At 39.8% G+C, this 24720-nt stretch carries 21 protein-coding genes; 4 read left to right on the forward strand and 17 right to left on the reverse strand.

Annotated features, from left to right (window positions below):
• Nucleotides 1-218 precede the first annotated feature (218 nt).
• Complete coding sequence (locus tag V6670_RS13825) at nt 219-1448, forward strand: saccharopine dehydrogenase family protein (protein ID WP_036119909.1); 1230 nt, start codon at nt 219-221, stop codon at nt 1446-1448.
• A complete protein-coding gene (gene nspC, locus V6670_RS13830) occupies nt 1445-2584 on the forward strand; it encodes a carboxynorspermidine decarboxylase (RefSeq protein ID WP_141903617.1) in 1140 nt (379 codons plus the stop codon). The genes V6670_RS13825 and nspC overlap by 4 nt, the downstream gene beginning before the upstream one ends.
• Before the next feature lie 358 nt (nt 2585-2942).
• Here the strand turns inward: nspC and V6670_RS13835 are convergent, their stop codons facing one another.
• The 5 genes from V6670_RS13835 to mce all read right to left on the reverse strand — a co-directional run bounded on the left by V6670_RS13835 (nt 2943) and on the right by mce (nt 8285).
• Entirely contained in the window at nt 2943-3431 is a 489-nt protein-coding gene (locus V6670_RS13835) for a CheW domain-containing protein (RefSeq protein WP_036119903.1), read from the reverse strand.
• A gap of 25 nt (nt 3432-3456) precedes the next feature.
• Complete coding sequence (locus tag V6670_RS13840; RefSeq protein ID WP_141903616.1) at nt 3457-4572, reverse strand: M20/M25/M40 family metallo-hydrolase; 1116 nt, start codon at nt 4570-4572, stop codon at nt 3457-3459.
• Between the two features lie 685 nt (nt 4573-5257).
• On the reverse strand, nt 5258-6211 hold the full coding sequence (locus V6670_RS13845; RefSeq protein WP_141903615.1) for a hypothetical protein: 954 nt from the start codon (nt 6209-6211) through the stop codon (nt 5258-5260).
• A 107-nt stretch (nt 6212-6318) separates the two neighbouring features.
• Nucleotides 6319-7866, reverse strand: coding sequence for a carboxyl transferase domain-containing protein (locus V6670_RS13850; RefSeq protein WP_141903614.1), 1548 nt, complete (start codon nt 7864-7866; stop codon nt 6319-6321).
• 5 nt (nt 7867-7871) lie between these two features.
• Complete coding sequence (gene mce / locus V6670_RS13855; protein ID WP_141903613.1) at nt 7872-8285, reverse strand: methylmalonyl-CoA epimerase; 414 nt, start codon at nt 8283-8285, stop codon at nt 7872-7874.
• Nucleotides 8286-8410: 125 nt separating this feature from the next.
• Here mce and prli42 point away from each other — a divergent pair, with 125 nt between their 5' ends.
• Nucleotides 8411-8506 carry a stressosome-associated protein Prli42 gene (gene prli42 / locus V6670_RS13860; RefSeq protein ID WP_155273190.1) on the forward strand — a complete coding sequence of 32 codons (96 nt, stop codon included), beginning with the start codon at nt 8411-8413 and terminating at the stop codon, nt 8504-8506.
• A gap of 22 nt (nt 8507-8528) precedes the next feature.
• On the opposite strand, the gene V6670_RS13865 is transcribed toward prli42, so the two are convergent.
• From V6670_RS13865 to V6670_RS13910, 10 genes are all read right to left on the reverse strand, one after another.
• A complete protein-coding gene (locus V6670_RS13865; protein ID WP_141903612.1) occupies nt 8529-9506 on the reverse strand; it encodes an aromatic acid exporter family protein in 978 nt (325 codons plus the stop codon).
• Nucleotides 9507-9690: 184 nt separating this feature from the next.
• Complete coding sequence (locus tag V6670_RS13870; protein ID WP_036122837.1) at nt 9691-10131, reverse strand: BrxA/BrxB family bacilliredoxin; 441 nt, start codon at nt 10129-10131, stop codon at nt 9691-9693.
• Between the two features lie 159 nt (nt 10132-10290).
• Entirely contained in the window at nt 10291-11388 is a 1098-nt protein-coding gene (meaB, locus tag V6670_RS13875) for a methylmalonyl Co-A mutase-associated GTPase MeaB (RefSeq protein WP_141903611.1), read from the reverse strand.
• Nucleotides 11388-13541, reverse strand: a complete 2154-nt coding sequence (scpA, locus tag V6670_RS13880; protein WP_036122829.1) for a methylmalonyl-CoA mutase — start codon at nt 13539-13541, stop codon at nt 11388-11390. The genes meaB and scpA overlap by 1 nt, the downstream gene beginning before the upstream one ends.
• On the reverse strand, nt 13538-15241 hold the full coding sequence (locus tag V6670_RS13885; protein ID WP_141903610.1) for a methylmalonyl-CoA mutase family protein: 1704 nt from the start codon (nt 15239-15241) through the stop codon (nt 13538-13540). The genes scpA and V6670_RS13885 overlap by 4 nt, the downstream gene beginning before the upstream one ends.
• A 121-nt stretch (nt 15242-15362) precedes the next feature.
• Nucleotides 15363-16700: a dihydrolipoamide acetyltransferase family protein gene (locus tag V6670_RS13890; protein WP_058844037.1), complete on the reverse strand. Its 1338-nt coding sequence runs from the start codon at nt 16698-16700 to the stop codon at nt 15363-15365.
• A gap of 170 nt (nt 16701-16870) precedes the next feature.
• Nucleotides 16871-17854 carry an alpha-ketoacid dehydrogenase subunit beta gene (locus tag V6670_RS13895; RefSeq protein ID WP_008179931.1) on the reverse strand — a complete coding sequence of 328 codons (984 nt, stop codon included), beginning with the start codon at nt 17852-17854 and terminating at the stop codon, nt 16871-16873.
• Complete coding sequence (locus tag V6670_RS13900) at nt 17854-18870, reverse strand: thiamine pyrophosphate-dependent dehydrogenase E1 component subunit alpha (RefSeq protein ID WP_036122822.1); 1017 nt, start codon at nt 18868-18870, stop codon at nt 17854-17856. The genes V6670_RS13895 and V6670_RS13900 overlap by 1 nt, the downstream gene beginning before the upstream one ends.
• 86 nt (nt 18871-18956) lie before the next feature.
• The gene (gene lpdA / locus V6670_RS13905) at nt 18957-20384 is read right to left on the reverse strand and encodes a dihydrolipoyl dehydrogenase (protein ID WP_036122819.1); all 1428 of its coding nucleotides are present in this window, start codon (nt 20382-20384) and stop codon (nt 18957-18959) included.
• 185 nt (nt 20385-20569) lie between these two features.
• Entirely contained in the window at nt 20570-21664 is a 1095-nt protein-coding gene (locus tag V6670_RS13910) for a Glu/Leu/Phe/Val dehydrogenase (protein ID WP_048392303.1), read from the reverse strand.
• Nucleotides 21665-22050: 386 nt separating this feature from the next.
• Between V6670_RS13910 and V6670_RS13915 the strand changes: the two genes are divergently transcribed.
• On the forward strand, nt 22051-22287 hold the full coding sequence (locus V6670_RS13915; protein WP_004231186.1) for a DUF2627 domain-containing protein: 237 nt from the start codon (nt 22051-22053) through the stop codon (nt 22285-22287).
• A 46-nt stretch (nt 22288-22333) separates the two neighbouring features.
• Here the strand turns inward: V6670_RS13915 and V6670_RS13920 are convergent, their stop codons facing one another.
• Both V6670_RS13920 and V6670_RS13925 read right to left on the reverse strand, forming a co-directional pair.
• Entirely contained in the window at nt 22334-23062 is a 729-nt protein-coding gene (locus V6670_RS13920; RefSeq protein ID WP_338651432.1) for a glycerophosphodiester phosphodiesterase, read from the reverse strand.
• Nucleotides 23055-24626, reverse strand: coding sequence for a FapA family protein (locus V6670_RS13925; RefSeq protein WP_338651433.1), 1572 nt, complete (start codon nt 24624-24626; stop codon nt 23055-23057). The genes V6670_RS13920 and V6670_RS13925 overlap by 8 nt, the downstream gene beginning before the upstream one ends.
• Nucleotides 24627-24720 lie beyond the last annotated feature (94 nt).

The raw sequence follows: 24720 nt of genomic DNA on the forward strand, positions 1-24720 counted from the left end.
AACTTCATCTAACAAAATCTACAAATGAGCTCAATAAATTAGTTTTTTTCATACACAATTAGCTACTTTCTCGAGGTATTCCCCTCTGATTACGTCTAATTGTTGTAGTAAAATAAAAATTTTTGTAGAAATTTTTAAAACAATGATTGAGTAGTATATCAATTTTCTGTATAATCAGCTTGTTTGACAATACTTTATATGAACTTGGGGGTAGACAATTGGGTAAAGCATTGATTATCGGAGCTGGCGGAGTTGCCAGTGTTGTGGTACACAAGTGTGTTCAAAATTCGGACGTATTTGAGGAAATTTGTATCGCAAGTAGAACTGTTTCAAAATGTGACGCTCTAAAAGAAAAACTAGACGGCGGAAAAACAAAAATTCATACTGCACAGGTAGACGCGGATAATACAGAAGAGGTTATTGAGCTTATTAAAGCTTTCGGACCAGATGTTGTGATTAACGTGGCATTACCTTATCAGGACTTAACGATTATGGATGCTTGCTTAGCGACAGGTGTGCACTATGTGGATACTGCAAACTACGAGCCACCTGAAACGGCAAAATTTGAATATAAATGGCAATGGGCTTATAAAGAGAAGTTTGAAAAAGCTGGCTTAACTGCATTACTTGGTAGCGGTTTTGATCCAGGTGTAACAGGCGTTTTCACAGCTCATGCTCAAAAACATGAATTTGATGAAATTCACTATATTGATATCGTGGATGCTAATGCGGGAGATCATGGCTATCATTTCGCAACAAACTTTAACCCAGAAATTAACATTCGCGAAATTACAGCGAATGGTCGTTACTGGAAAGAAGGCAAGTGGGTTGAAACAGCACCACTTGAGAAAAAAGAAGTGTATAACCTTCCAGAAATCGGACCAAAAGATATTTATCTTCTATACCATGAAGAACTTGAATCACTTGCAAAAAATATCAAAGGTTTAAAACAAATCCGCTTCTGGATGACGTTCTCTGAAAAATACTTAACACACTTAAAAGTATTAGAAAACGTTGGTATGACATCTATTGAACCAATCGAATTTGAAGGTCAAATGATTCAACCAATCCACTTCCTTAAAGCGGTATTGCCAGATCCAGCTTCTCTTGGACCACGTACAAAAGGTAAAACAAATATCGGTTGTATCATCCGCGGTCTAAAAGATGGGCAAGAAAAAACGTATTATGTCTACAACGTATGTGACCATGAAGAGTGCTATAACGAGGTGGGTTCACAAGCGATTTCTTACACAACAGGTGTACCAGCTATGATCGGTGCTATGCTTGTGATGAATGGCGAATGGCGTAAACCAGGTGTTTGGAATGTAGAAGACTTCAATCCAGATCCATTCATGGATGCACTAAATAAATGGGGTCTACCATGGCAAGAAAGTCATAACCCAGAATTACTTGACCTTGATTTAGATGCAAAGGAATTAAGCCGATGAAACCAATTGATTTTTCAAAAGTTCCATCCCCTTCTTATGTAGTGGATGAGCGATTATTAACAAAAAATCTTGAGCTTTTAAAATCAATTCAAGATCGTACAGGCTGCCGCATTTTACTAGCCCTGAAAGGCTTTTCCATGCATTCAACATTCCCATTAGTTGGGGAATATTTAGCAGGTATTACTGCTAGCTCATTGCATGAAGCACGTCTAGGCTATGAAAAAATGGGCAAGGAAGTACACGTCTATGCTCCTGCTTATATTGAGCATGAAATGGACGAGCTTCTAGGCTATGTGGATCACATCGTGTTTAACTCATTTAACCAATGGGCTCAGTTCAAAGAGAAAGTAAAATCTGCTGGAAAAACAATTGAATGTGGTATTCGTGTGAATCCTGAGTACTCTGAAATTGAAACAGCACTTTACGATCCTTGCTACACGAACTCTCGCCTTGGTACAACTTTGGCTAACTTCGATAAATCACAGCTTGACGGCATTGAAGGCTTACATTTCCATGCGATGTGTGAACAAAATTCCGATACATTAGAGCGTATTATTGAAGTAGTAGAAGAAAAATTTGGTGATGTGTTACATCAAATGAAATGGTTAAACTTCGGTGGTGGCCACCATATTACGCGTGCAGATTATGATGTCGAAAAACTTGTTAACATCATTAACTATATTCAAGAAAAATACAACCTGCTTGTTTACTTAGAACCAGGCGAAGCGGTAGCACTTAATACAGGCTATTTAGTCGCTACAGTACTTGATATTCAAAAAAATGGCATGGACCTTGCTATTTTAGATACGTCAGCAACATGTCATATGCCTGATGTACTTGAAATGCCGTACCGTCCAATGATTATCGGTTCTGGTCAAGCAAATGAATTCGCGCATACGTATCGCTTAGGCGGACTTACATGTCTTGCTGGTGATGTAATTGGTGATTATTCATTTGATCAACCACTAAAACCAGGCGATCGTCTTGTCTTTACAGATATGGCTCATTATTCTATGGTTAAAAACCATATGTTTAATGGTGTCAACTTACCTTCTATCGTTTCTTATAACGATGAAGAAGGCAGTAAAGTCATTCGTGAATTTAAATTTGAAGACTACAGTGGTCGACTATCTTAATAACAAACGAAAAGCCCTTCCCAGTTTGCTGGAAGGGCTTTTTATTATGACCATATTGTCAACCTATGAAAAAAGACGATGTCCATAAACATTTGGCGAGACGAGAGGTTGATGCCGTTCCGCCATGTTGCAAAGGTGTCTTTCTTTATCTTTCATACTAGTGCACTATTTCTTTTTTAGAGAAAGAATAGGCCTTTATTTAAATGTGAAGGGATTAGTCACCATAAGGCTCCCGTGGGGTAGCTAGCCCCTAGGTTTTGCTCTGCGCGAAAGCAATGCGTCAGCTGCAAGCCTTTTCACCGTACACAAAATCCTAGTGATTGTGTTGTTTTTTCAACACTAAGAAAACTTAGAGTGCCTATGCCTCCACGTTTTCTTTTTCATTTTCAAGCATTTTGTGTAAATAATCGATAATCTCACGAATGCCATCTAATGAATTGACCAATATTTTGGGATCCACATAAGTAATCATACGGTTCTCAAGATTAGCTACAGCCGTAAAGTAGCGTGTTTTACTGTAATTAACAAGACCCAATTGTTGAAGTACTGAATCATCAAAATCAAGAATTTCTCGAGCTTCTGTCACCAGTAATCCATAATTAACCACGTCTGTATTTAAAACAATAATACGAGCAGTTGCTGTATTAGATGAGCGGTTGTACAATATTCGTTCAAAATCAAGAACAGGTACAAGCTCACCACGAATTCTTGTAAAGCCTAAAAGATAATTAGGTAAATGAGGGATAGGTGTTACATGCTCTAATTTTTCAATTGAAATTGCTTGCTCCACAGGCACTGCATATTCCTCTGTCCCACAAGCAAAAACGACTGCTTTGACACTTTCCATGCGGTCACATCCTTCTATTTGACTGTTAGTTTTTCGCCGATTCTTTGACGATTTCTACAAGTAAATCTGCTAATTTTTCTAATTCTTCTACTGGTATTTTTTCATTTGTTGTATGAATGTCTTCATAGCCAACTGATAAATTAACGGTAGGAATGCCAAAGCCTGCAATCACATTCGCATCCGAGCCGCCACCTGAAATACCTAATGTTGGTGTACGATCAATATTGCGTGCGGCTGCGATGGCTACTTGAACTACTTTATCTGTTTCTGTTACACGGAATCCCGGATACATCAGTTTCACTTCTACTTCAGCACGTGCGCCTAGTGAAGCCGAAACTTGCTCAAAAGTTTCCTTCATATGCTTTGTTTGTGCATCTAATTTAGCTTGGTCAATAGAGCGCGCTTCTGCTAAAATTGTCACTTCATCACAAACAATATTCGTCGCTTGTCCACCCTCAAAACGTCCAATATTCGCAGTCGTTTCTTCATCTAAACGACCTAGCTTCATTTGAGCGATACATTTTGATGCCACTGTAATAGCGGAAATACCCTTTTCAGGAGCCACCCCTGCATGTGCCGTTTTGCCAATAATCTTCGCAAAAATTTTCGCTTGGAATGGTGCTGCAGTCACGATGCCTCCCACTTTACCATCACTGTCTACTGCAAAGCCATATTTCGCCTTAATCATGGTTGGATCTAGCTCTTTTGCTCCAACAAGCCCACTTTCTTCACCAGCCGTAATAATAAATTCAATATCTCCATGTGCAATATTTTGCTCTTTTAAACGTTTTACCATCTCCAAAAGTGCTGCTAGACCAGCCTTATCGTCAGCACCTAAAATCGTCGAGCCATCTGATACGATATAACCATCTTCACGTAGAGAAGGTTTGATACCTTTCCCTGGAACAACTGTATCCATATGAGACGTAAAGTAAATTGGTTCTACATCTAATGTGCCTTTTAATGTAGCAATAATATTACCTGCCCCATGTCCATTACGCGTATGAGCATCGTCTTGGATAACTGTAAAACCAAGTGCAGTTAATTTTTCTACAAGAATTGGTGCAATTACTTGTTCATGTTTTGTTTCTGAATCAATTTGAACGAGCTCAAAAAACTCTTCTACTAAACGACTTGTCATGTTGTAAAACTCCCTTAGTTTACGTGTTTTGCCACGTTATAGTATATGTACTATTTTAGCACAAGGTCAGAAGAGTTGAAATCATTGAACAATCCGACCAAACTAAAAAGTCTGAGAAAAATTCTCAGACTTTCCCATGTTGTTGAAAAAAGGTGATGTGAATAGCAGAAAAAGAACCTTTAGCAAGGCAAGGGGTTGATTTCCGTTCCGCCAGCGTCCTTTCCAGGGGGCGTCCGTTGAGCCGCTTCACTCACTGCGTTTCGCTCCAGGGTCTCACCTACGACGCTAAATCCCCTAGGAGTGACGCTGGCTCCACTCCAATCAACCATGTGTAAAAGTGTCTTTTCCTTAGCCCATTATTTGTCTTATTAGAGAAAGGATAGACTCCTATTTTCAATGTGGAGAAGTGATGTGTGACAACACCCCTCCATAAAGAGTAGTGAATACCTTCTCTTTAGTTGAAAACCTTTACTAATAAAGAAATATTTTTATGGAGTGGAGGGCTACTTGACTCCCGTGGGATAGCGAGACAGGCGAGCCTCTAAACGGAACGGTAGCGGAGGAAGCAGCCTAGTACTCGCTCACAAGAAAGCAAGTAGCCTGCAACGGAAATCCACTTTCATCTTTCACAAAAGTTCTGTGGTAGTCTTATTTTCCAAAACTATGAAAAATTATCAGACTTTCCTTAGGCATTGACAATAGCCTCTTTTTCTTTTTCTATAGCTTGTAGGTAGTTATTTGCTTTATTTTGTTTATCCTGTAAGCGCCAAATGGTATTATGTACATCGTCCTGAACCCGTGAAACTTGTTCTCTTGCTGTTGAAATTTTAGAATGGACAGACCATGCAGAAAAAATATCATCAAAGAAGTAGTCAGCAAACTTCACAAACCCATCTGTTTCTACATGCAGCGATTTCGTTGACATCTCATGAACATCCAATAATTCATTATGAAAACGTTGCAACGCGATTTGAGCCCGATGTAAATAGTTTTCTGACTGATCGAGTGCATCATGCTTTAAGTGAGTGGCAATCAGCCCGCCACCAAAGAAAGTATCCCAGGAGGAATAGCCACTAGCCGAATGAAGAGAGGCTGCTGCTTGCCCTAGCTTTGTTAGAGCTACTTCCCCCGCTTCCTCAGCCTCTTGAATTTCTGTTATGAGTTGCTTTGTTACCATTTCCTCATGTGCTAAATGCTCTAGCTTCTTTGCCTGAGCAACATCATGAAGCTGTAAGTACTTTTTCTTTTTCGCATAGATTTGTTGAAGTTCTTGTTGTAACGCCATTTCATCAAATTGAGCTAGCTTATTGGTTACTTGAACACTATCTTCTGTTAAATCCGCTTGCATTTTCTTCGCTTCACTAATCTTTAATTCAAGAACTGCTGCTTTATCAATTTTTTCAGCGCGTAGTTCATCTTGTTGTCCAGTCCACGTACGAATCATATTCATAAATGAGAAGCCATCCAATTTATCAAGTTTTGATCGAATTTGGTTGAGGGCTGTCGTATGTTTGTCTATTTCCTGTTGCGTATAGTGAATCTGCTTATGCAATAATTCGCTTTGCTCGTTTAACCTTGATGCCTTTCTTAGTTGTGCATGAATCTTTTCTTGCTCTGTTTGCAATTGCTTCCATTCCATTCATCTCAACTCCTCTTACTATATCAGTACGGATGGCAAGAAAAAATGTTTCACTTTTTAGCAATGAAAAACCTAGCAACTCATTAGCTACTAGGCTTGTACTCATTTTATAGAGGAATATTCCCGTGCTTTTTCTCAGGACGTGTTTCGTGTTTATTTGAAAGCATATCCAGTCCTTGAATCAGCTTAATACGTGTATCTCGTGGATCGATTACATCGTCTACCATGCCGCGAGATGCTGCTACATACGGGTTGGCGAATTTTTCTTTATATTCTTCAATTTTTGCTGCACGTGTTGCTTCTGGGTCATCTGATTTCGCAATTTCACGGGCAAAGATGATGTTCGCTGCACCAGCAGCACCCATAACAGCAATTTCAGCATTTGGCCATGCAAATACAAGGTCAGCACCGATTGATTTAGAGTTTAAAGCAACGTAAGCGCCTCCATAAGCTTTACGTAAAATCACTGTAATTTTTGGTACTGTTGCTTCTGAATACGCATAAAGAATCTTTGCACCATGTCGAATAATACCGCCATGCTCTTGTTTAACGCCTGGGAAGAAGCCAGATACGTCTTCAAATGTGATAATTGGGATATTATACGCATCACAAGTACGGATGAAACGAGCTGCTTTATCAGAAGAATCAATATCTAATCCACCAGCAAGTACTTTTGGTTGGTTACAAACAAGCCCTACTGATTCACCAGCAATACGTGCAAAACCAACTACTACGTTCTTCGCAAACTCTGCATGTACTTCCATGAATGAACCTTCATCCACTACCTGCTCAACTACTTTGCGAACATCATATGGACGTGTTGTTTCGATTGGCACTGTATCCACGATTTCTGGACGGTAGTCATCCCCTTCAGGTCGAGCTTGTCGAGGTGCCTTTTCTTTATTGTTTTGTGGTAAATAGCTTAATAGTTTTTTAATTTCTTCAATTGCCTCTTCTTCAGATGGCGCACGGAAATGAGCATTCCCACTTACCGCATTATTTACTTTCGAACCACCTAAATCTTCAGCAGAGATTTTCTCACCTGTCACAGTTTCGATGACTTTAGGTCCTGTTATGAACATTTGAGATGTTTTATCCACCATTAAGATAAAGTCTGTGATAGCTGGCGAATAAACCGCTCCACCAGCACAAGGTCCCATAATAACAGAAATTTGCGGAATCACGCCTGAATAAATCGCATTGCGGTAGAAAATATGACCGTAGCCATCTAGAGACAGAACACCTTCTTGGATACGTGCACCACCTGAATCATTAATACCGATAAATGGTGTACCGTTTTTAGCAGCTAGATCCATCACTGTCGCCATTTTTTTTGCATGCATTTCACCAAGCGCCCCACCAAACACTGTGAAATCTTGAGAGAATAAGTATACTGGACGTCCGTTAATTTTACCGAAACCAGTAACTACACCATCACCAGGGCCTTCCATTTTGTCCATCCCGAAGTCTACTGTACGGTGAGTAATAAATGGATTGATTTCGAAAAATGTCCCTTCATCTAGTAGCAAATCAATACGCTCACGAGCTGTTAATTTCCCTTTTTCATGCTGTTTTTCGATGCGCTCATAGCCACCACCAAGTTCAATTACAGTCTTACGGTCATACAAGTCATTGATTTTGTCGAACATATCCATATTGATCACTTATCCCCTTTTCCACTTTTATCACATAATTCATATAACACCCCGAATGAGGATTTAGGATGCATAAATGCAACCTCTGCACCTCCAGCACCAGGTCCTGGCTCTTCCGATAATAGACGTACACCCTTTTCACGAAGCTCTGCCATACGCTCACGAATTCCTGTTACACCGAAGGCAACATGGTGAATTCCCTCTCCACGTTTTTCAATAAATCCATAAATGGCACTTTTATCACTCATTGGTTCTAATAGCTCTAATTTCACGTTACCTGCGTCGATAAATGCCACACGAACCTGTTGAGATTCTACTTCTTCTACTTTCATCAACTTTAAGCCTAAAGTTTCTGTATAATATGTAATGCGTTCATCAAGATCGCGCACTGCAATCCCAATATGGTCTACTTTCTCCATGGTGACATCTCCTTCTGTTATGGTACATACTCTATTTTACAGATTTTTTTGTCAAAACTCTACTACTTGAGAAATTTTTCAGATTTGCTAAACTATTTATAAGAAAAGAAGGAGCGAACGAGCATATGAGTAATAAAAAATTTCAAAAAATCGTTGTTTATAGCATGATCGCGATTATGCTAATCTCATCTCTAGCATTCGGATTATCCATGTTAGTTTAAGGCAAAGCCCGAGGCGTCCACGTTACTGTGGGCGCTCTTTTTTAGCCTTTAAGCCCTTAAATGACTGCTTTATTTCTAAATACCTGTCCATCTCCTCGATAAACTGATAGAGAGCGGCTTGAGCGATAAATTGCTCATGGTTTTGCGGTAAAGGCAGCTGAGAAAAATCACGTTTTACATGTTCTAATTTTTCTCGATAATGACTTGCCGTATTCCCCGAATGAACATGCTCACCGAGGTCTTGTAAAAAATCTGCCACAATTTCAGCCTCTTGTACTATAACAGGTAATGTCGTCACTTTTGGCAATACTCGTTCGATAATTTCTAGCTGCTGCTCACGCATATCAAAATACACATAGTAATCATTTTTAAGTCTCATAAAATGGTTTTCAACATCTTTAAACGCCAATGATTTTGCCTCTTCTAGCGTTCGGATTGCTTCAATGATTTCATGTCCATTCCATAGCGTGTCTCCTTGACGTAAATAGGTGGCAATTTCTAAAAAAATCTTGCTGTATAGCTCCTCAATTTTAACTCTGTAGTAATTTAATTCCTTTTGTATATCTGGCATATACATATTAATGGCGATCCCTGTTCCATAACCGATTGCCATCAACGCTAATTCATTATAAACAAGTGCTAATGAAAAACCTTCAGCAGCATAAATATGCATTATAATTACAACACTAGAAATAAATCCATCTGCTATCTTTAATGATACAATGGTTGGAATGAATAACAGGAGCATGCCTGCTAATGTAAGCGGATGATAAGTAAAAAATTCAAAGCTTACAAAGGCAAAAAGCATTGCCACAATACTCGCGACCAATCGTGTATAAGCTGCATGAATAGATTTTTTTTTCGTTGGCTGCACACATAATATGGTTAGAATACCAGCAGATGCATACGAGGCTAAATCAAAATACTGAGCAATGGCAATAGCGATGGCCGCACCAATTGCTGTTTTTAAAGTTCGATAGCCGATTGAAAATTTCTTCAGGCCGACTGCCTCCTATCGTTTAGTACTCTTCACTCTTTTAGCTAATTATTTAGCCAATATTACAAAAATTTTAGTAATAATGAAACTATCTATACATGATGATAGTAGGAAGCCTACATAGATTCTGTGATCTATGAGGCTTTTCTACTTCATTTGAATTCATTTTTGTTATGCAAGAATAAAATTAAAGCTCATCACAATATTCTTCAAAGTTTGCTTGTAAGTTTGTCACAACGGACATTGGGTCATGCCCTTCAATTTCATAGCGACCAACTTCTGCAACTACTTGTCCATCTTTTAATAGAACGAAAGATGGTGAAGAAGGAAGGTGATCTTCTCCAAAATGATAACGTGCCGCTGCAGTAGCTTCTTTATCTTGCCCTGCAAACACTGTAACTAAATGATCGGGACGTTTATCGTAATGAACACATTGTGCCGCTGCTGGACGAGCGATACCGCCCGCACAACCACATACTGAGTTCACCATTACTAATGTTGTACCTGGGCGAGTAAACGCCTCTTCAACAGCTTCTGGTGTTTGTAGTTGTTCGTAACCCGCTGCCTCAATTTCAGCACGTGCTGTTTTTAAAATTTCCTGCATAAATAAATCGTAATCCATATTCATATAGCGATAGCTCCTTTCAAGTTCGCGTCCATTCAGCATGATTGCCTATAAAAATTTTTTGACGCTCATCCATCTCTTATCATAGCAGTTTGCAACGAATTTGTGCACCTACTTGCTCATCACAATTCAGTTGAATACTAAGATTTCCATAAGATTCGTTTACTTGTCTTCCTGCTCTTCGCTAAATAAACGATCGACACCTTGTGTGACAGTCAGTTGTCCACTTAAAATTTGACGTTCAAGTAGCAGTACCTGTGCTTTACGCTGTGGATTCCCATAAAACTGATCAATTAAATGGTCGGTAATCATCGATTGAAACCACTCTTTTGTTTGTTGTTGTCGTCGAGTAGCCCAATAGTGATTGGCTTCAACAATTTGCTTGAAATCTCCAATTGTCTCCCAAACCTTATCAAGTCCCCGTTTTTCTAATGAACTAACAGGCATTGCTGTAGACATCCAACCGAGTGTAGCGGGCTGTAAAAAATGCAAAATTTGCTTATACTCTGCAACCGTTTTTTTGGCTAAACGAACATTATCGCCATCTGCTTTATGCACGACAATGGCATCCGCTAATTCCATGATGCCTTTTTTCATGCCCTGCAATTCATCTCCTGCCCCTGTTAACACAAGAAGTAGAAAGAAATCAACCATTCCACGGACGTAGGTTTCGCTTTGCCCTACACCAACCGTTTCAATTAAAATCACATCATAACCTGCCGCCTCACAAACTAACATTGTTTCACGGGTCTTTTTGTGAACACCCCCAAGGGTACCTGCCGATGGAGATGGGCGGACAAATGCAGTAGGCTTCTTGACGAGCTCCTCCATCCGTGTTTTATCGCCAAGAATACTCCCGCCTGATAAGGAAGAACTTGGATCAATTGCAAGAACAGCTACTCGTTTTCCCATGTCACAAAGCATTGTTCCGAAAGCCTCAATGAATGAACTTTTTCCCGCTCCTGGAACTCCGGTAATGCCAATTCGAATACTATTTCCTGTATGCGGAAGAAGCTCCTGTAATAATTCTTGTGCTTGCACTTTATGAGTAGCGTTGGCACTTTCAATGAGGGTAATGGCTTTTGATAAATGTGTGCGAGAGCCCACACGTACTTGTTGAGCAAGCTCTCCTACATTCATATTGTCTGCCTTTTTCTTTCGGAATTTTTTAGGTGTGCCATACTGCATACCATCGTGAGTTGCCTCGACTCCGTCCATGACAAATAGCGCACTGTCTTCCATTCCTTTGTTTTTGTCCATTATTCAGACACTTCCTCATAGCCTAAACGTTTGTAGATTTCTTCAATAATTTTTTGTGCAGATACAGGAATCACTGTACCTGGTCCAAAAATGGCTACTGCACCGGCATCGTAAAGGAAATCATAATCTTGCGCTGGAATAACACCACCAACAATAATGATAATATCTTCACGACCTAGCTTTTCAAGCTCCGCAATTAATTCAGGCACTAGTGTTTTATGACCTGCTGCTAGTGAAGATACACCAATGACATGGACATCATTTTCAACAGCCATCTGAGCAGCCTCAGCAGGTGTCATAAATAATGGTGAAATATCTACGTCAAAGCCTAAATCAGCATAACCTGTTGCGACCACCTTGGCACCGCGGTCATGTCCATCCTGTCCCATTTTTGCTACTAAAATACGTGGACGACGTCCTTCATTTTCAAGGAATTCTTCTGTCATTTGCTTCACTTCCGCAATTTGCTCCTCATCTGAGAAATTGGCAGAGTAAACACCTGAAATAGAACGAATCACGGCCTTATGACGACCAGAAATCGCCTCGATAGCATCAGAGATTTCACCTAAAGAGGCACGCGCACGCGCTGCATCCACCGCCACAGCTAGTAAGTTCTCTTCACCATCTTGAGCAGCTTTTGTTAAGCGAGCTAAATGTTTTTGAACTTCCGCTTCATCACGTGCTGCCTTCATCGCTTCTAAACGTTCAATTTGTTTTTGACGAACAATTGTATTATCAATATCCAAAATGTCAATTGGCTCTTCTTTTGCCAAGCGATATTTATTCACTCCTACAATCGTTTCTGTTTTAGAGTCAATTTTTGCTTGGCGTTTGGCTGCGGCTTCTTCAACCTTCATTTTCGGAAGTCCTGTTTCAATCGCTTTAGCCATCCCTCCAAGTGCTTCAATTTCTTCGATCAATGCCCAAGCGGATTGCGTAATTTCTTCTGTTAGTTTCTCCACATAGTACGAACCGCCCCATGGATCAATCACTTTCGTCATCGCTGTTTCCTCTTGTAAAAATAACTGTGTATTACGCGCGATACGTGCCGAGAAGTCTGTTGGAAGTGCAATCGCTTCATCCAATGCGTTGGTATGGAGGGATTGTGTGTGTCCCATTGAAGATGCATTCGCTTCGAATAATGTACGAGCCACATTGTTAAATGGATCTTGCTCCGTTAAAGACCAGCCCGATGTTTGAGAATGGGTACGTAATGCTAATGTTTTCGGATTTTTCGGATTAAATGTTGACATCATTTGTGCCCAAATACGACGTGCTGCACGCATTTTAGCTACTTCCATGTAATAATTCATACCGATTGCCCAGAAGAACGATAGACGAGGCGCAAAGGCATCGATATCAATTCCTGCTTTCAATCCTGTACGTACATATTCCAAGCCATCTGCTAACGTATAGGCAAGCTCAATGTCATTTGTTGCGCCAGCTTCTTGAATATGGTAACCAGAAATTGAAATAGAGTTAAATTTTGGCATATATTTCGCTGTATATTCAAAAATATCTGCGATGATTTGCATTGACATAGCTGGTGGGTAAATATATGTATTACGCACCATATATTCTTTTAAAATATCATTTTGAATTGTACCTGCTAATTTGTCTGGTGTTACCCCTTGCTCTTCAGCTGCCACAATATAGAAGGCAAGAACTGGTAAAACTGCTCCATTCATTGTCATAGAAACGGACATTTGATCTAACGGTATTTGATCGAAAAGGATTTTCATATCCTCAACAGAGTCAATAGCAACACCAGCTTTCCCTACATCCCCTGTTACACGTGGGTGATCTGAGTCATAGCCTCGATGCGTCGCTAAGTCAAACGCTACAGAAAGACCTTTTTGCCCCATTGCCAAATTTCGTTTATAGAAGGCATTGGATTCCTCAGCCGTTGAGAAACCCGCGTATTGGCGAACGGTCCAAGGACGTGCTACATACATAGTAGGGTATGGTCCACGTGTATTAGGTGCAATACCTGCTACATCGTTTAAATGTTTCGCATCTTTAATATCTTCCTTCGTGTAAATATCTTTAATTTCAATCCCTTCATTTGTCATAAACTTGTCGTCAGACGCTTGTGGGGCTTCAGCTGTTAACACTTTTTCTATTTCTACTACATTAAAATTAGGCTTGCTCATCGTTGGACCTCCTTCATGCTCGCAAACACGGACTGTAATTTTTCAATGATGTTCTGTCCTGCGAAAATAAAGCCGTTTAAACCATTTGCTAACCATGCTTCTTCTTCATCTTTAAATTTACCTGCAACATCTATAAGCACATTTGCTGGTTGAGCAGCTAAAATAGTCGGTACAAGTGCCTTTGTATCATCGTCACTGCCTGCAATTACAACATACTTAGCCTCTGTAGCCTGCAACCAAGCAATCGCCTCTTCAGCAGTTGCCACTGGCTCACTTTTTTCTGGAACAAGACCAACTGTATTTAAGAAACCAGCTACAAAATCTGCACGTGGCTTAGAGCTTTTTAATGACCCTAATGCTAAAATACCTGTTTTCACATCAGCTGCTGTCATTTCTGCACGCAACTTCTCAAATGGAACAGCAATACGTTTAATATCAGCAAATAATGGATTTGTATCCTGCTCAAGTACATCTGCTGGATTTGCATAAATATTCGTTCCGATTAATGATTGCTTACGTGTGGATGCAGCTTTGATTCGAGTATGATAAGAGGTTGCCACTTCTTCCGCAAGCTTGCCAGACGCTACATATTCATCCATCCCGCCAGCAGCCTCGATATCTAAAAATAATGCCCATGCTTCTTTTACAAAGTCTGCTGTTAACGACTCAATAAAATAAGAGCCTCCTGCTGGATCTGTCACTTTCAAGACATTTGTTTCTTCTTTTAATATTAATGATACATTCCGAGCGATACGAATCGATTGTTCCGTAGGCTTCGTTAACACATCATGCGGATGAACAGTAAAGAGATCAGCTCCACCAATTAAACCAGAAAGCGCTTCATTGGAAGAACGTAATAAATTGACATACACATCTAATTTAGAAAAGCTTCTTAGTGATGTTTCAGCAACCGTTGGAATTTTTACACTGTCTGTCACACCATATGCGGATGAGAACGCTTTCCAAAGTACTTTAAAAGCACGAAGTTTGGCAATTTCCGTAAAGAATTGTGTATCAATAGCAAAAATTACAAAAAACTTCTTCGAGAATGCTTCAAAGCTTTCTTCCTGTTCTGCAAATTTGGCTGCTAATGCTAGTGCATAGGCTAGCTCTTGTACTGCGTTGGCACCTTCATTGTGATAAACGGTCGTGTCAGCACTGACTGAGCGCACGTTCGGAAATGCGTTGAAAGAGATCGGGTCCTTAGAAACAATGAAACCTTTAACTGCTTCACGTTGATCCTCTGCAACGTTGTCAAATACTGCCAATAATGGGTCTTTTGAATTTTTAATAGTAATTTTAAATGAATATTCTGAGAAATATGATGCTAATTTGACCAATACTTCTTCTGTCCAATCAAACTTCACACGACTATCCACTGTAATCACTTCATTGCCTCGCGCTAAACTATCTTCAAGCTGTGCAAAAAATGCTTCACTTGTATCAGCGTGAATTTGCTGTGCCACCTGAAACACTTGACTATTTTGTAGGGAACGGATTGTGGCAACTTGTAAATCAAGCTCTTCTCCAAGCTTAGCTACTAAACTTTCTTGTGTGTAAAGCGGCTGTAATGTAACACCTTCATTTGTTTTCGAAAATAGTGACTCAAATGGTTTCCCTTTTAAAGCTTTGATTGCTGCATCTTGCCAGTCTGAATAGGCTGGTATTTCAAATTCAATATTTTTCATGTTGTTTGACATGCGGACGCTTAATCAGCTTCCCCCCTTAGTAGTTTCTATTTGTTATTCTACATGACAAATTGCGACTCGAAAAGTATAAAAAAAATCGGAAACCCTTATACAGCAGGTTTCCGACGAGTCATCAGTAGACTGACGTTGAAGATTTATTTGTATTTTCGAGTATTTCTTTCACTCTATTTAGGAATTTACCACATACAAGTCCATCCAACACACGATGATCTAATGATAAACATAAATTCACAATATCACGTGCAGCAAACATTCCACCTGGTAAAACGACCGGTTTTTTTACAATGCTTTCCACTTGAAGAATCGCTGCTTGTGGGTAATTAATGATCCCCATCGATTGAACAGAGCCAAATGCTCCCGTATTATTAACAGTAAATGTACCACCAGTAATGTCACCCATCGCCAATTTACCTGTACGAACTTTATTGGCAAGTTCATGGATTTCTTTAGCAATTCCTTTAATGGATTTCTCATCTGCGTGTTTTATAACAGGCACAAATAGGGCATCATCTGTTGCTACTGCAATCGAAATATTGATGTCATGCTTTTGGATAATTTTATCTTCCGCCCACATTGAATTCAGCATTGGGAATTCCTTTAATGCTTGAGCAACTGCTTTTACAAAGAAGGCGAAATATGTAAGATTAAAGCCCTCTTTTTGCTTAAATTCATTCTTTAAGCTATCACGATAAGACACTAAATCTGTTACATCCACTTCCATCATCATCCAAGCATGTGGTGCTTCATGGACACTTTTTACCATATTATTTGCAATCGCACGTCGCACTTTTGTCACTGGAATTTCAATATCTCCAGGATGAACAGGTACAGGTGCAACTGCTTTTTCCACTTGTTGCTGTGGTGCTGTCGGTGCTGGCTCAACTGTAGGTTGCACCGTTGATGAAGTTGGTGCGACATCATTTGCTGTAGGGATATTGCCAGTTTCAATTAGCTTTATCAGGTCTTTTCTTGTGATACGACCACCTTCACCTGTGCCCGTCACTTGATCGAGTGCAATATCGTGCTCCTGTGCAAGTCGAAGAACGGCTGGTGAGTAGCGTACTTTATCTTTACGCGCCTCTTTTGGTGCAGCTGCTGGAGCTGCCACCTGCTGTGGTGCCTCCTGTTTCTTTTGAACACCAGCATTTAAAATAGCTGTGCTTACTGCTGATTTTTTTTCAGCTGGTGGAGGTGGTAATTCGCCCTCTCCTGCTATTTCAATCGAGCATACGACTGCCCCAACTGGCAAGGTTTGACCTTCTTGCGCAAGAAGCTCCGTAATAACCCCTTCAAATGATGATGGGATTTCAGCATTTACTTTATCTGTAACAACCTCTGCTAATGAATCATATTTTTTAACTGTATCTCCAGGCTTAACAAGCCATTTTTCAATTGTACCTTCTGTTACACTTTCGCCGAGCTGTGGCATTGTAATATTTTGAACTGACATCCTTTATTCCTCCCATCAATTAAGCCTAGGCGTCCTTGTACCTGATGCAGCGCTAAAATCATTAAACGTAGATAGGCAATTAGACAAATTTTGACTTACCTACACGTAAGTCAAAATCTGTTCTTCCGTCTGAGGCTTTTCGTTTTTTCATTCAGCCTTATTGTGATCTGTTAGAACGCAGCAAGTTCTCGCATTGCACGTTCAACTTTATCAGGATTAATCATAAAATATTTCTCCATTGTTGGTGCATATGGCATGGCTGGCACATCAGGTCCTGCTAGACGTTGAATTGGAGCATCAAGCTCAAATAAACAATGTTCTGCAATAATCGCGGCAACTTCACTCATGATACTGCCTTCTTTATTATCCTCTGTGACAAGTAATACTTTGCCTGTTTTACTTGCAGCCTCAATAATCGCTTCTTTATCAAGAGGATAAACCGTACGCAAATCAAGGATATGAGCGGAAATACCATCTGCAGCTAGACGTTCAGCCGCTTGGAGGGCAAAGTGAACGGCTAAACCATACGTAATTACTGTTACATCGTCCCCTTCACGTTTCACATCTGCTTTACCAATTGGTAATGTGTAATCATCTAGCGGTACTTCACCTTTTATTAAGCGATACGCGCGTTTATGTTCGAAAAATAATACCGGATCTTCATCACGAATCGCAGCTTTCAGTAAACCTTTTGCATCATATGGTGTTGATGGTATGACAATTTTCAAACCTGGTGTCCCAGCAAAAAGTGCTTCAACGGATTGTGAATGATAAAGTGCACCGTGAATGCCTCCACCAAAAGGAGCACGGATGACCATTGGACAAGTCCAATCGTTATTGGAACGGTAACGAATTTTCGCTGCCTCCGAAACGATTTGATTGACAGCTGGCATAATGAAATCAGCAAATTGCATTTCTGCAATTGGACGCATACCATACATTGCAGCACCAATTCCAACGCCTGCGATGGCACTTTCTGCAAGTGGTGTATCTAGCACGCGATATTCGCCGAATTGATCGTATAGTCCATTTGTGGCTTTAAATACCCCGCCTTTACGACCAACGTCCTCTCCTAAAATGAAAACACGCTCATCACGTTCCATCTCTTCTTTCATTGCTAATGTAATCGCATCAATATAAGACATAACTGCCATTACATGTCACCTCCGTCCACTGGTGCATAAACATATTTAAGTGCATGCTCTGGTTGTGCATATGGAGCCGCTTCTGCATAATCTGTTGCTTCATTTACTTCAGCCATCACACGTTGTTCCATTTCAGTGCGAATCGTTTCTGTCATAACGCCAGCATCCATCAGATACTTTTCAAATAATAGAATCGGATCTTTTGCTTTACCTTCTGCAATATCTTCAGCCGTACGATATTGACGATCGTCATCATCTGAAGAATGGGCTGTTAAACGATATGTCACCGTTTCAATTAAGCTTGGACCTTCTCCATTACGTGCACGGTCTGCTGCTTCTTTTACCACTTTATACACTTGTAATGGACATTTACCATCCACCGTCACACCCGGCATACCGTAACCAATACCACGATCAGATACTTTGGCACAGCCTAATTGACGTTCAACTGGCACAGAGATAGCATATTGATTGTTTTCTACCATAATAATAACGGGTAGCTTATGAACACCCGCAAAGTTCGCTCCTTCATGGAAATCTCCTTGGTTAGATGAACCTTCCCCAAGCGTAACGAAAGAAACAAAATCTTCTTTTTGTAGACGTCCAGCAAGCGCAACACCAACTGCGTGCGGAACTTGCGTTGTGACAGGAGATGATCCTGTTAGAATACGATTTTTCTTTTGACCAAAGTGACCTGGCATTTGACGACCACCGGAGTTTGGATCTTCTGCTTTTGCAAATGCAGACAACATCAGTTCTCTTGGTGTCATACCAAAATGTAAAACCACACCCATATCACGATAATACGGTGCAATATAATCCTTATTATTATCAAGTGCAAAGGCTGCTCCAACTTGTGCTGCCTCCTGGCCTTGACAAGAAATAACAAACGGAATTTTACCAGAGCGATTTAATAACCACATACGCTCATCTAATCTTCTGGCCATTAACATTGTTTCGAACATAGCAAGTACATCTTCATTTGACAAACCTAAATCTTCATGTTTGATTTGTACATCTTGCATACGAACACCCCTTTCGTATTATAGAGAAATAACTATCTTATCCTATATCCCCACATTTGGATACGTTAGTTATGAAATTCAGAAAATTAAAAATGGATAGCACGATCATCAACCGCTAAAGCAGATTCCACTAAAACCTCATTTAACGATGGATGTGGATGAATAGCCTGACTAATTTCCCATGGCGTTGCATCTAGTACTTTCGCTAATGATGCTTCCCCAATTAAATCGGTCACATGAGGCCCTACCATATGAATACCCAAAATATCATCTGTTTCTTCATCCGCAATAATTTTGACAAAGCCCTCTGCCTCACCATTAACTAATGCTTTCCCAATAGCCTTGAATGGGAATTTACCAATCTTTAATGAAAATCCACGTTCTTTTGCAGCACGCTCTGTCAAGCCAATGCTGGCAACCTCTGGATATGAGTAAACACATTTTGGTACTTTCAAATCATCCAATTTCTCTGTTTTACCTGTTGCAATATGTTCAATAGCTGCCATTCCTTCATGAGAAGCAACGTGTGCTAATTGTAAGCCACCAATCACATCTCCTATAGCATACATATGGGATTCCTTCGTTTGATAGGAATCATTCACCTTAATAAAGCCATTTTCAACTTCGATTTCTGTATTTTCTAAGCCAATACCTTGCGTATTCGCCTCACGTCCTACACAAAGTAATAGTTTATCTGCTTCAAAAATTTCTTCTTTATCATCCACCGTCGCTGAAATGAAAACGTTATCATTTTCAATTTTGAATGTACTCGCATCTAGTCGAGCATTCGTTACGATGCGAACACCTCGTTTTTCAAGCTGTTTCGTCACTTCTTTGACGATATCTGCATCTTCTGCTGGTAAAATCGATGGACCATATTCGACGATCGTTACATACACACCAAAATCGCATAGCATAGATGCCCACTCAATTCCGATGACACCGCCACCAACGATTAATAATGATTTTGGTAATTTTTCCAACGCTAAGGCATGATCTGAATTCAGCACATATTGCCCATCAACCGTTAAGCCTGCCATTCCACGAGGCTTTGAACCCGTTGCAATGACAACGTTTGTAGGAACAAGCATTTCATTTTCATCACCATTGGACATCTCTACAGAAATAGTGCCTGGCATAGGAGAGAAAATAGATGGCCCTAAAATTCGCCCTGTACCCTGATAAACATCTATTTTGCCTTTTTTCATCAGTGTATTCACACCTTGACTTAATTGCTCAACGATGGCTTGTTTTCTAGCCTGAACTTTGTCAAATTGCAATGTCACACCTTCAATATCGACACCATAGTCACTAGCTGTTTTATTAGCCATGCGATATACTTCCGCACTTCGAAGTAAGGCTTTACTTGGGATACAACCTTTATGCAAGCAAGTTCCGCCTAAGCGTTCACGTTCTACAATAGCTGTTTTCAAGCCCAACTGCGCAGCTCGAATGGCAGCAACATATCCGCCTGTACCTCCACCTAAGATGACAACATCATAATTTTGAGCCATGTTTATTCCCCCTTTTGAGAAAAATGCTAAAGTAATCTATCTATTAAACAACCAACTTACCAATTTTCCAACGGTTAGTTCTTGCTTTAGAAGAGCTTTAGCTTCACTTCATCGAGATCCTTATTTCTGGTTGAAAATAGAAGAAGTCGACAATGCGACTTCTCATAATGTATCAACCATGTCGATTAGCGACCGTGTAAAATATTTTTTTCATTTTTTAAGAATTGGCTGCGAGATTTCGCTACACGAGCGATACGTTCCTCAGCTAAGCGATTCGCTGCCACATATGTTGGAATGCCATCTCGTTTAGAAATAGCAAAGATTTTTTCAATACTATCATAAATACCATCAACGCGTTTCATTGCACGTTCACGATTATAACCATATAATTCATCTGCAACGTTTATCACGCCACCAGCATTAATCACATAGTCTGGTGCATAGACGATACCTAATTCATGCAGATAGTCACCATGGCGAGAATCTTTTAATTGGTTATTAGCAGATCCAGCAATCACTTTCGCTTTTAGTTGTGGAATTGTTTCATCGTTTAAAATAGCGCCTAATGCACATGGTGAGAAAATATCGACTTCCTGCGCATAAATTTCATCGGGTGCCACTGCAATAGCGTCGAAGTCATTAACAACTCGATCAATGGCTGCCTGATTGATATCTGTTACAACAAGTTTTGCCCCTTCATTATGTAAATACTCGCAAAGCTTGTAGGCTACATTTCCTAGACCCTGTACAGAAACTTTTAATCCTTCTAATGAATCGGAACCAAATGCTTCTTTTGCCGCCGCTTTCATACCACGGTAAACGCCATACGCTGTTACTGGAGATGGGTTACCTGAAGAACCAAATGCAGGAGAAATTCCTGTTACATAGTTTGTTTCTTCATGGATTAAATCCATATCAGATACCGTTGTACCTACATCTTCAGCTGTAATATAACGGCCATTCAATCCTTGGATGAAACGACCTAATGCACGAAACATTTCTTCATTTTTATCTTTAAATGGGTCACCTATAATGACCGTTTTTCCACCGCCAAGGTTTAAACCAGCTGCAGCATTTTTGTAAGTCATACCCCTTGCTAAACGTAACGCATCTTCAATAGCATTTTCTTCTGATGCATATGTCCACATACGTGCTCCACCTAGTGCTGGTCCAAGTGTTGTATCATGGATAGCGATAACCGCTTTTAACCCTGATGCTTCATCTTGGCAAAATACCAATTGTTCATAATCATACTTTTCCATATACTTGAAGATTTCCATGAAACTCGCCCCTTTGCTTTGGAAAGTGCATCCCCAAATGCCCATCCAATCAAGTTTTATCTAACAATCCTGTCTCCATCGCGTTGCCATCTCAGTAAGACTGAGCCCCTCTTATTCAGTAGGTGTTTAGACCCCAATGTGTGAAGAAAAAATTGTTTAGTAATGGATAATATTGCTCCACTTATTTTTACAATACTGACAAATTCACAATTTCGCAACTATTATTACATATTCTTATTTAAGTAAGAATTTTCTAAACATTCTGTTACAGACGCTACTTTATGTCCTTACTCGTTTTTATTTAAAAATATTATATTGATTTCTCCCTTCCTTGACATTCCATCATCCACAGGTACAATTAATCATAGGAATAAGGAGGGGTATGCATGGCCCGTTTAGCTGCATTTATTGTAATGCTTATTCCAGGTCTTATGGCTGCAGGTGGCATTAAATTTATGCGTGATACATTATTTGGTAAACTCATTTCACCATTCCCATTTTTATGGCTACAATTTGTAGTAGGTGTTATTTTCTTTGTAATAGGCTTTGGGTTTTTCGCAGGATTTTTACTACATCGCGACCGAAAAAATGGAAAAGTAGCACCACGCTTTCAGAAAAAATAAAAATAGCTATCCACATAAGTCTCACCGACTTACTGGATAGCTATTTTTATAGACGCCGCTGTGCTGCGATGACTCTATCGGGATAATCTGTAATCCAACCAATCACAGCATGGTGTGGATTTGTTAAGAAAGGCTCCGAGCCATCTATTGCATAAAAACGGCATGCTTTCTCACTTGTGACACAAGCCTCTAAGTATCTTGGTTTATAATACCTTTTATGCATATGGATACAGTCAGCCGCTTGATAATCAGCTAGCAAATCCCATTTTATTTTTTTCGTGGCAATAAAAGCTGTTTCATATTCAGGTCTATGCGCTTTCACAATCTCTAGAAGCTCGTAGTGAAAGGACGAAAAATGACTTCCCGTTGGCAGAACTAAGCCTCGAAGGAAGTTAATCAGACCACTCCTATTGTCCAGGATCGTTGATTTTAATTCAATATTCAATGGTAGCTGCTGTTGATTTGCCCATGCTAAAACCGCATCAAATGCTGGTATTTTATACGATGAAAATAGACGTCTCCAAGGCTTTCCTAGTTTAAAGCGCAGAAGCTCCTCTATCGTACAATCACTCACCAGTTTATTGGTGCCGACGAGTCTTGATAACTGTGGATCATGATAGATTACAGGTAATCCCTCTTTTGAAAATTGAATATCTAATTCAATCCCGTTCGCCCCTAGCTCTAATGCTTTTTCAAAAGCCTGAAAGGTATTCTCCAAAGCATAAGCAGATGCACCTCGATGTGCAAAGACAGGGATACATGATGAATTAGACATTGAGCTCACCAAATTCGAGCAGGAATTTACCATTCGTCATTTTGCTTAATAACGATGATTTTCTACCAATTTGAATATACGTACCAGGATGTGCCTCTTTTGTTACAATAATCTCTTCTTTTCCGACATGACGCATTTCATCCATTAATATTTTAACTTCACGATCTAATGTTAAGGCTTCAGCCTTTAATTTTGTTAAAGCTTGCTTTGTTTCTTCAAATGAAGCGGTTTGTTCTTTGGACATTTGATTGAGAAATGGCAATAAGCTTTTCATTTTCGTCTCATGGGCAGAAATTTCTGCTTGAATTTCTTTTAGCTGCGCTGCTTTTTCTTGCATTACAGAATTATTTTCTTGCTTATTGATGCTTTCAATTATCAAATCAGTTCGGCGCTCTAAGCGATTGCCTGAAATGGCCGTGACAATGGTATTTTTAGCTACCGCACGTCCCCCAATAATTTTACCTTTTCGTTCGTCCACATAAATGGAATGGGCAGAAAGCTGTGAACCTAGCGCATAAAAACCAATATGAATACTATCACCTGCAAATAAATTCGCTTCATTCACATGCTTTACAAATATATTGCCCCCCGCTTCCACTATTGTTGAACCGAGTCCAAAAATGCCCCCACGAATATAAACGTCACCCTCAATGGATTTAATAAGCTTGGCACCGCTTACACCCTCTGCACCATCGATGGAAATATCACCAGTCGCAATCACTGTATAGCCACTTGTCACCGTTCCTTTAATACTAAGTGAACCATTAAATTCGAGATTACCTGTTTCCACTCCAACATCGCCGTTTATAGGAAGGTGTCGGTTTACACCAATCATACCCTTAACATCATCTAAAACACCGGCAATTTTCGAGCGGATTACTACTTTTCCGTCCTCTTCCACTTCATAGGCAGATTTTGTATCGTATTTTATAGGAAAATCTCGCCCCGGTACAGCAGCAACTACTTCACCTAGCACATTTTTCCCTGCTTTACCTAATGTAGCAGGAATCTTTTCACCTAGCCATGAGCCTTCTGAAATTTCTGAAATGAAATTCATATCATAGTAATCTGCTTTACCGTCGTCACGAATGACCGGCTTTCTCTCTGGTTTAGGTAAGTATGTAATTTGTGCATCCATTCCTGCTACAGGTGGTTCTCCTTGAGCAATTAAAAATGCTTTTCCTGGCTCAGCCTTCGAAATATCAAAATCTAATATTCCATGTACAATGCCTTTTTCTGCAAGTGTTTCATGTACTTGTTGTGTCAATTTTTCGTGATTATTTTGAATATATTCGAGCGTTTCATATATAAAAATAGAGGCTGACATTTTATCACGTGCTATTTCAGCTTCCACATTCGGAAGCCAGCGACCAATTTCAACCAGGCTTGTATTTTGGGTTGACAACACGGTTTTTAAAATTGAAAAATTAGATAATTTAAGTCGTGGATGACTACGTAGAATGCTATCAAATTCTTTTAATGGGAAACCGGCATTAAAAGTAAGCATAAATACCTTGCCATTTTCTTCAGAAATTTCGAAGTTTTCATTTCGAACTAGAATCAAGCTACCTCCTCCTTCCCTCTACATGTAAGTATATACAATCACCTTCCATTTGTTTAGAGACCATTGTCACTACCTAGAAAGAAAATAGTACTAC

Origin of the sequence: Lysinibacillus sp. Y5S-8 (assembly GCF_036894365.1) — a bacterium.
In the GTDB taxonomy this organism is placed as follows: domain Bacteria; phylum Bacillota; class Bacilli; order Bacillales_A; family Planococcaceae; genus Lysinibacillus; species Lysinibacillus fusiformis_D.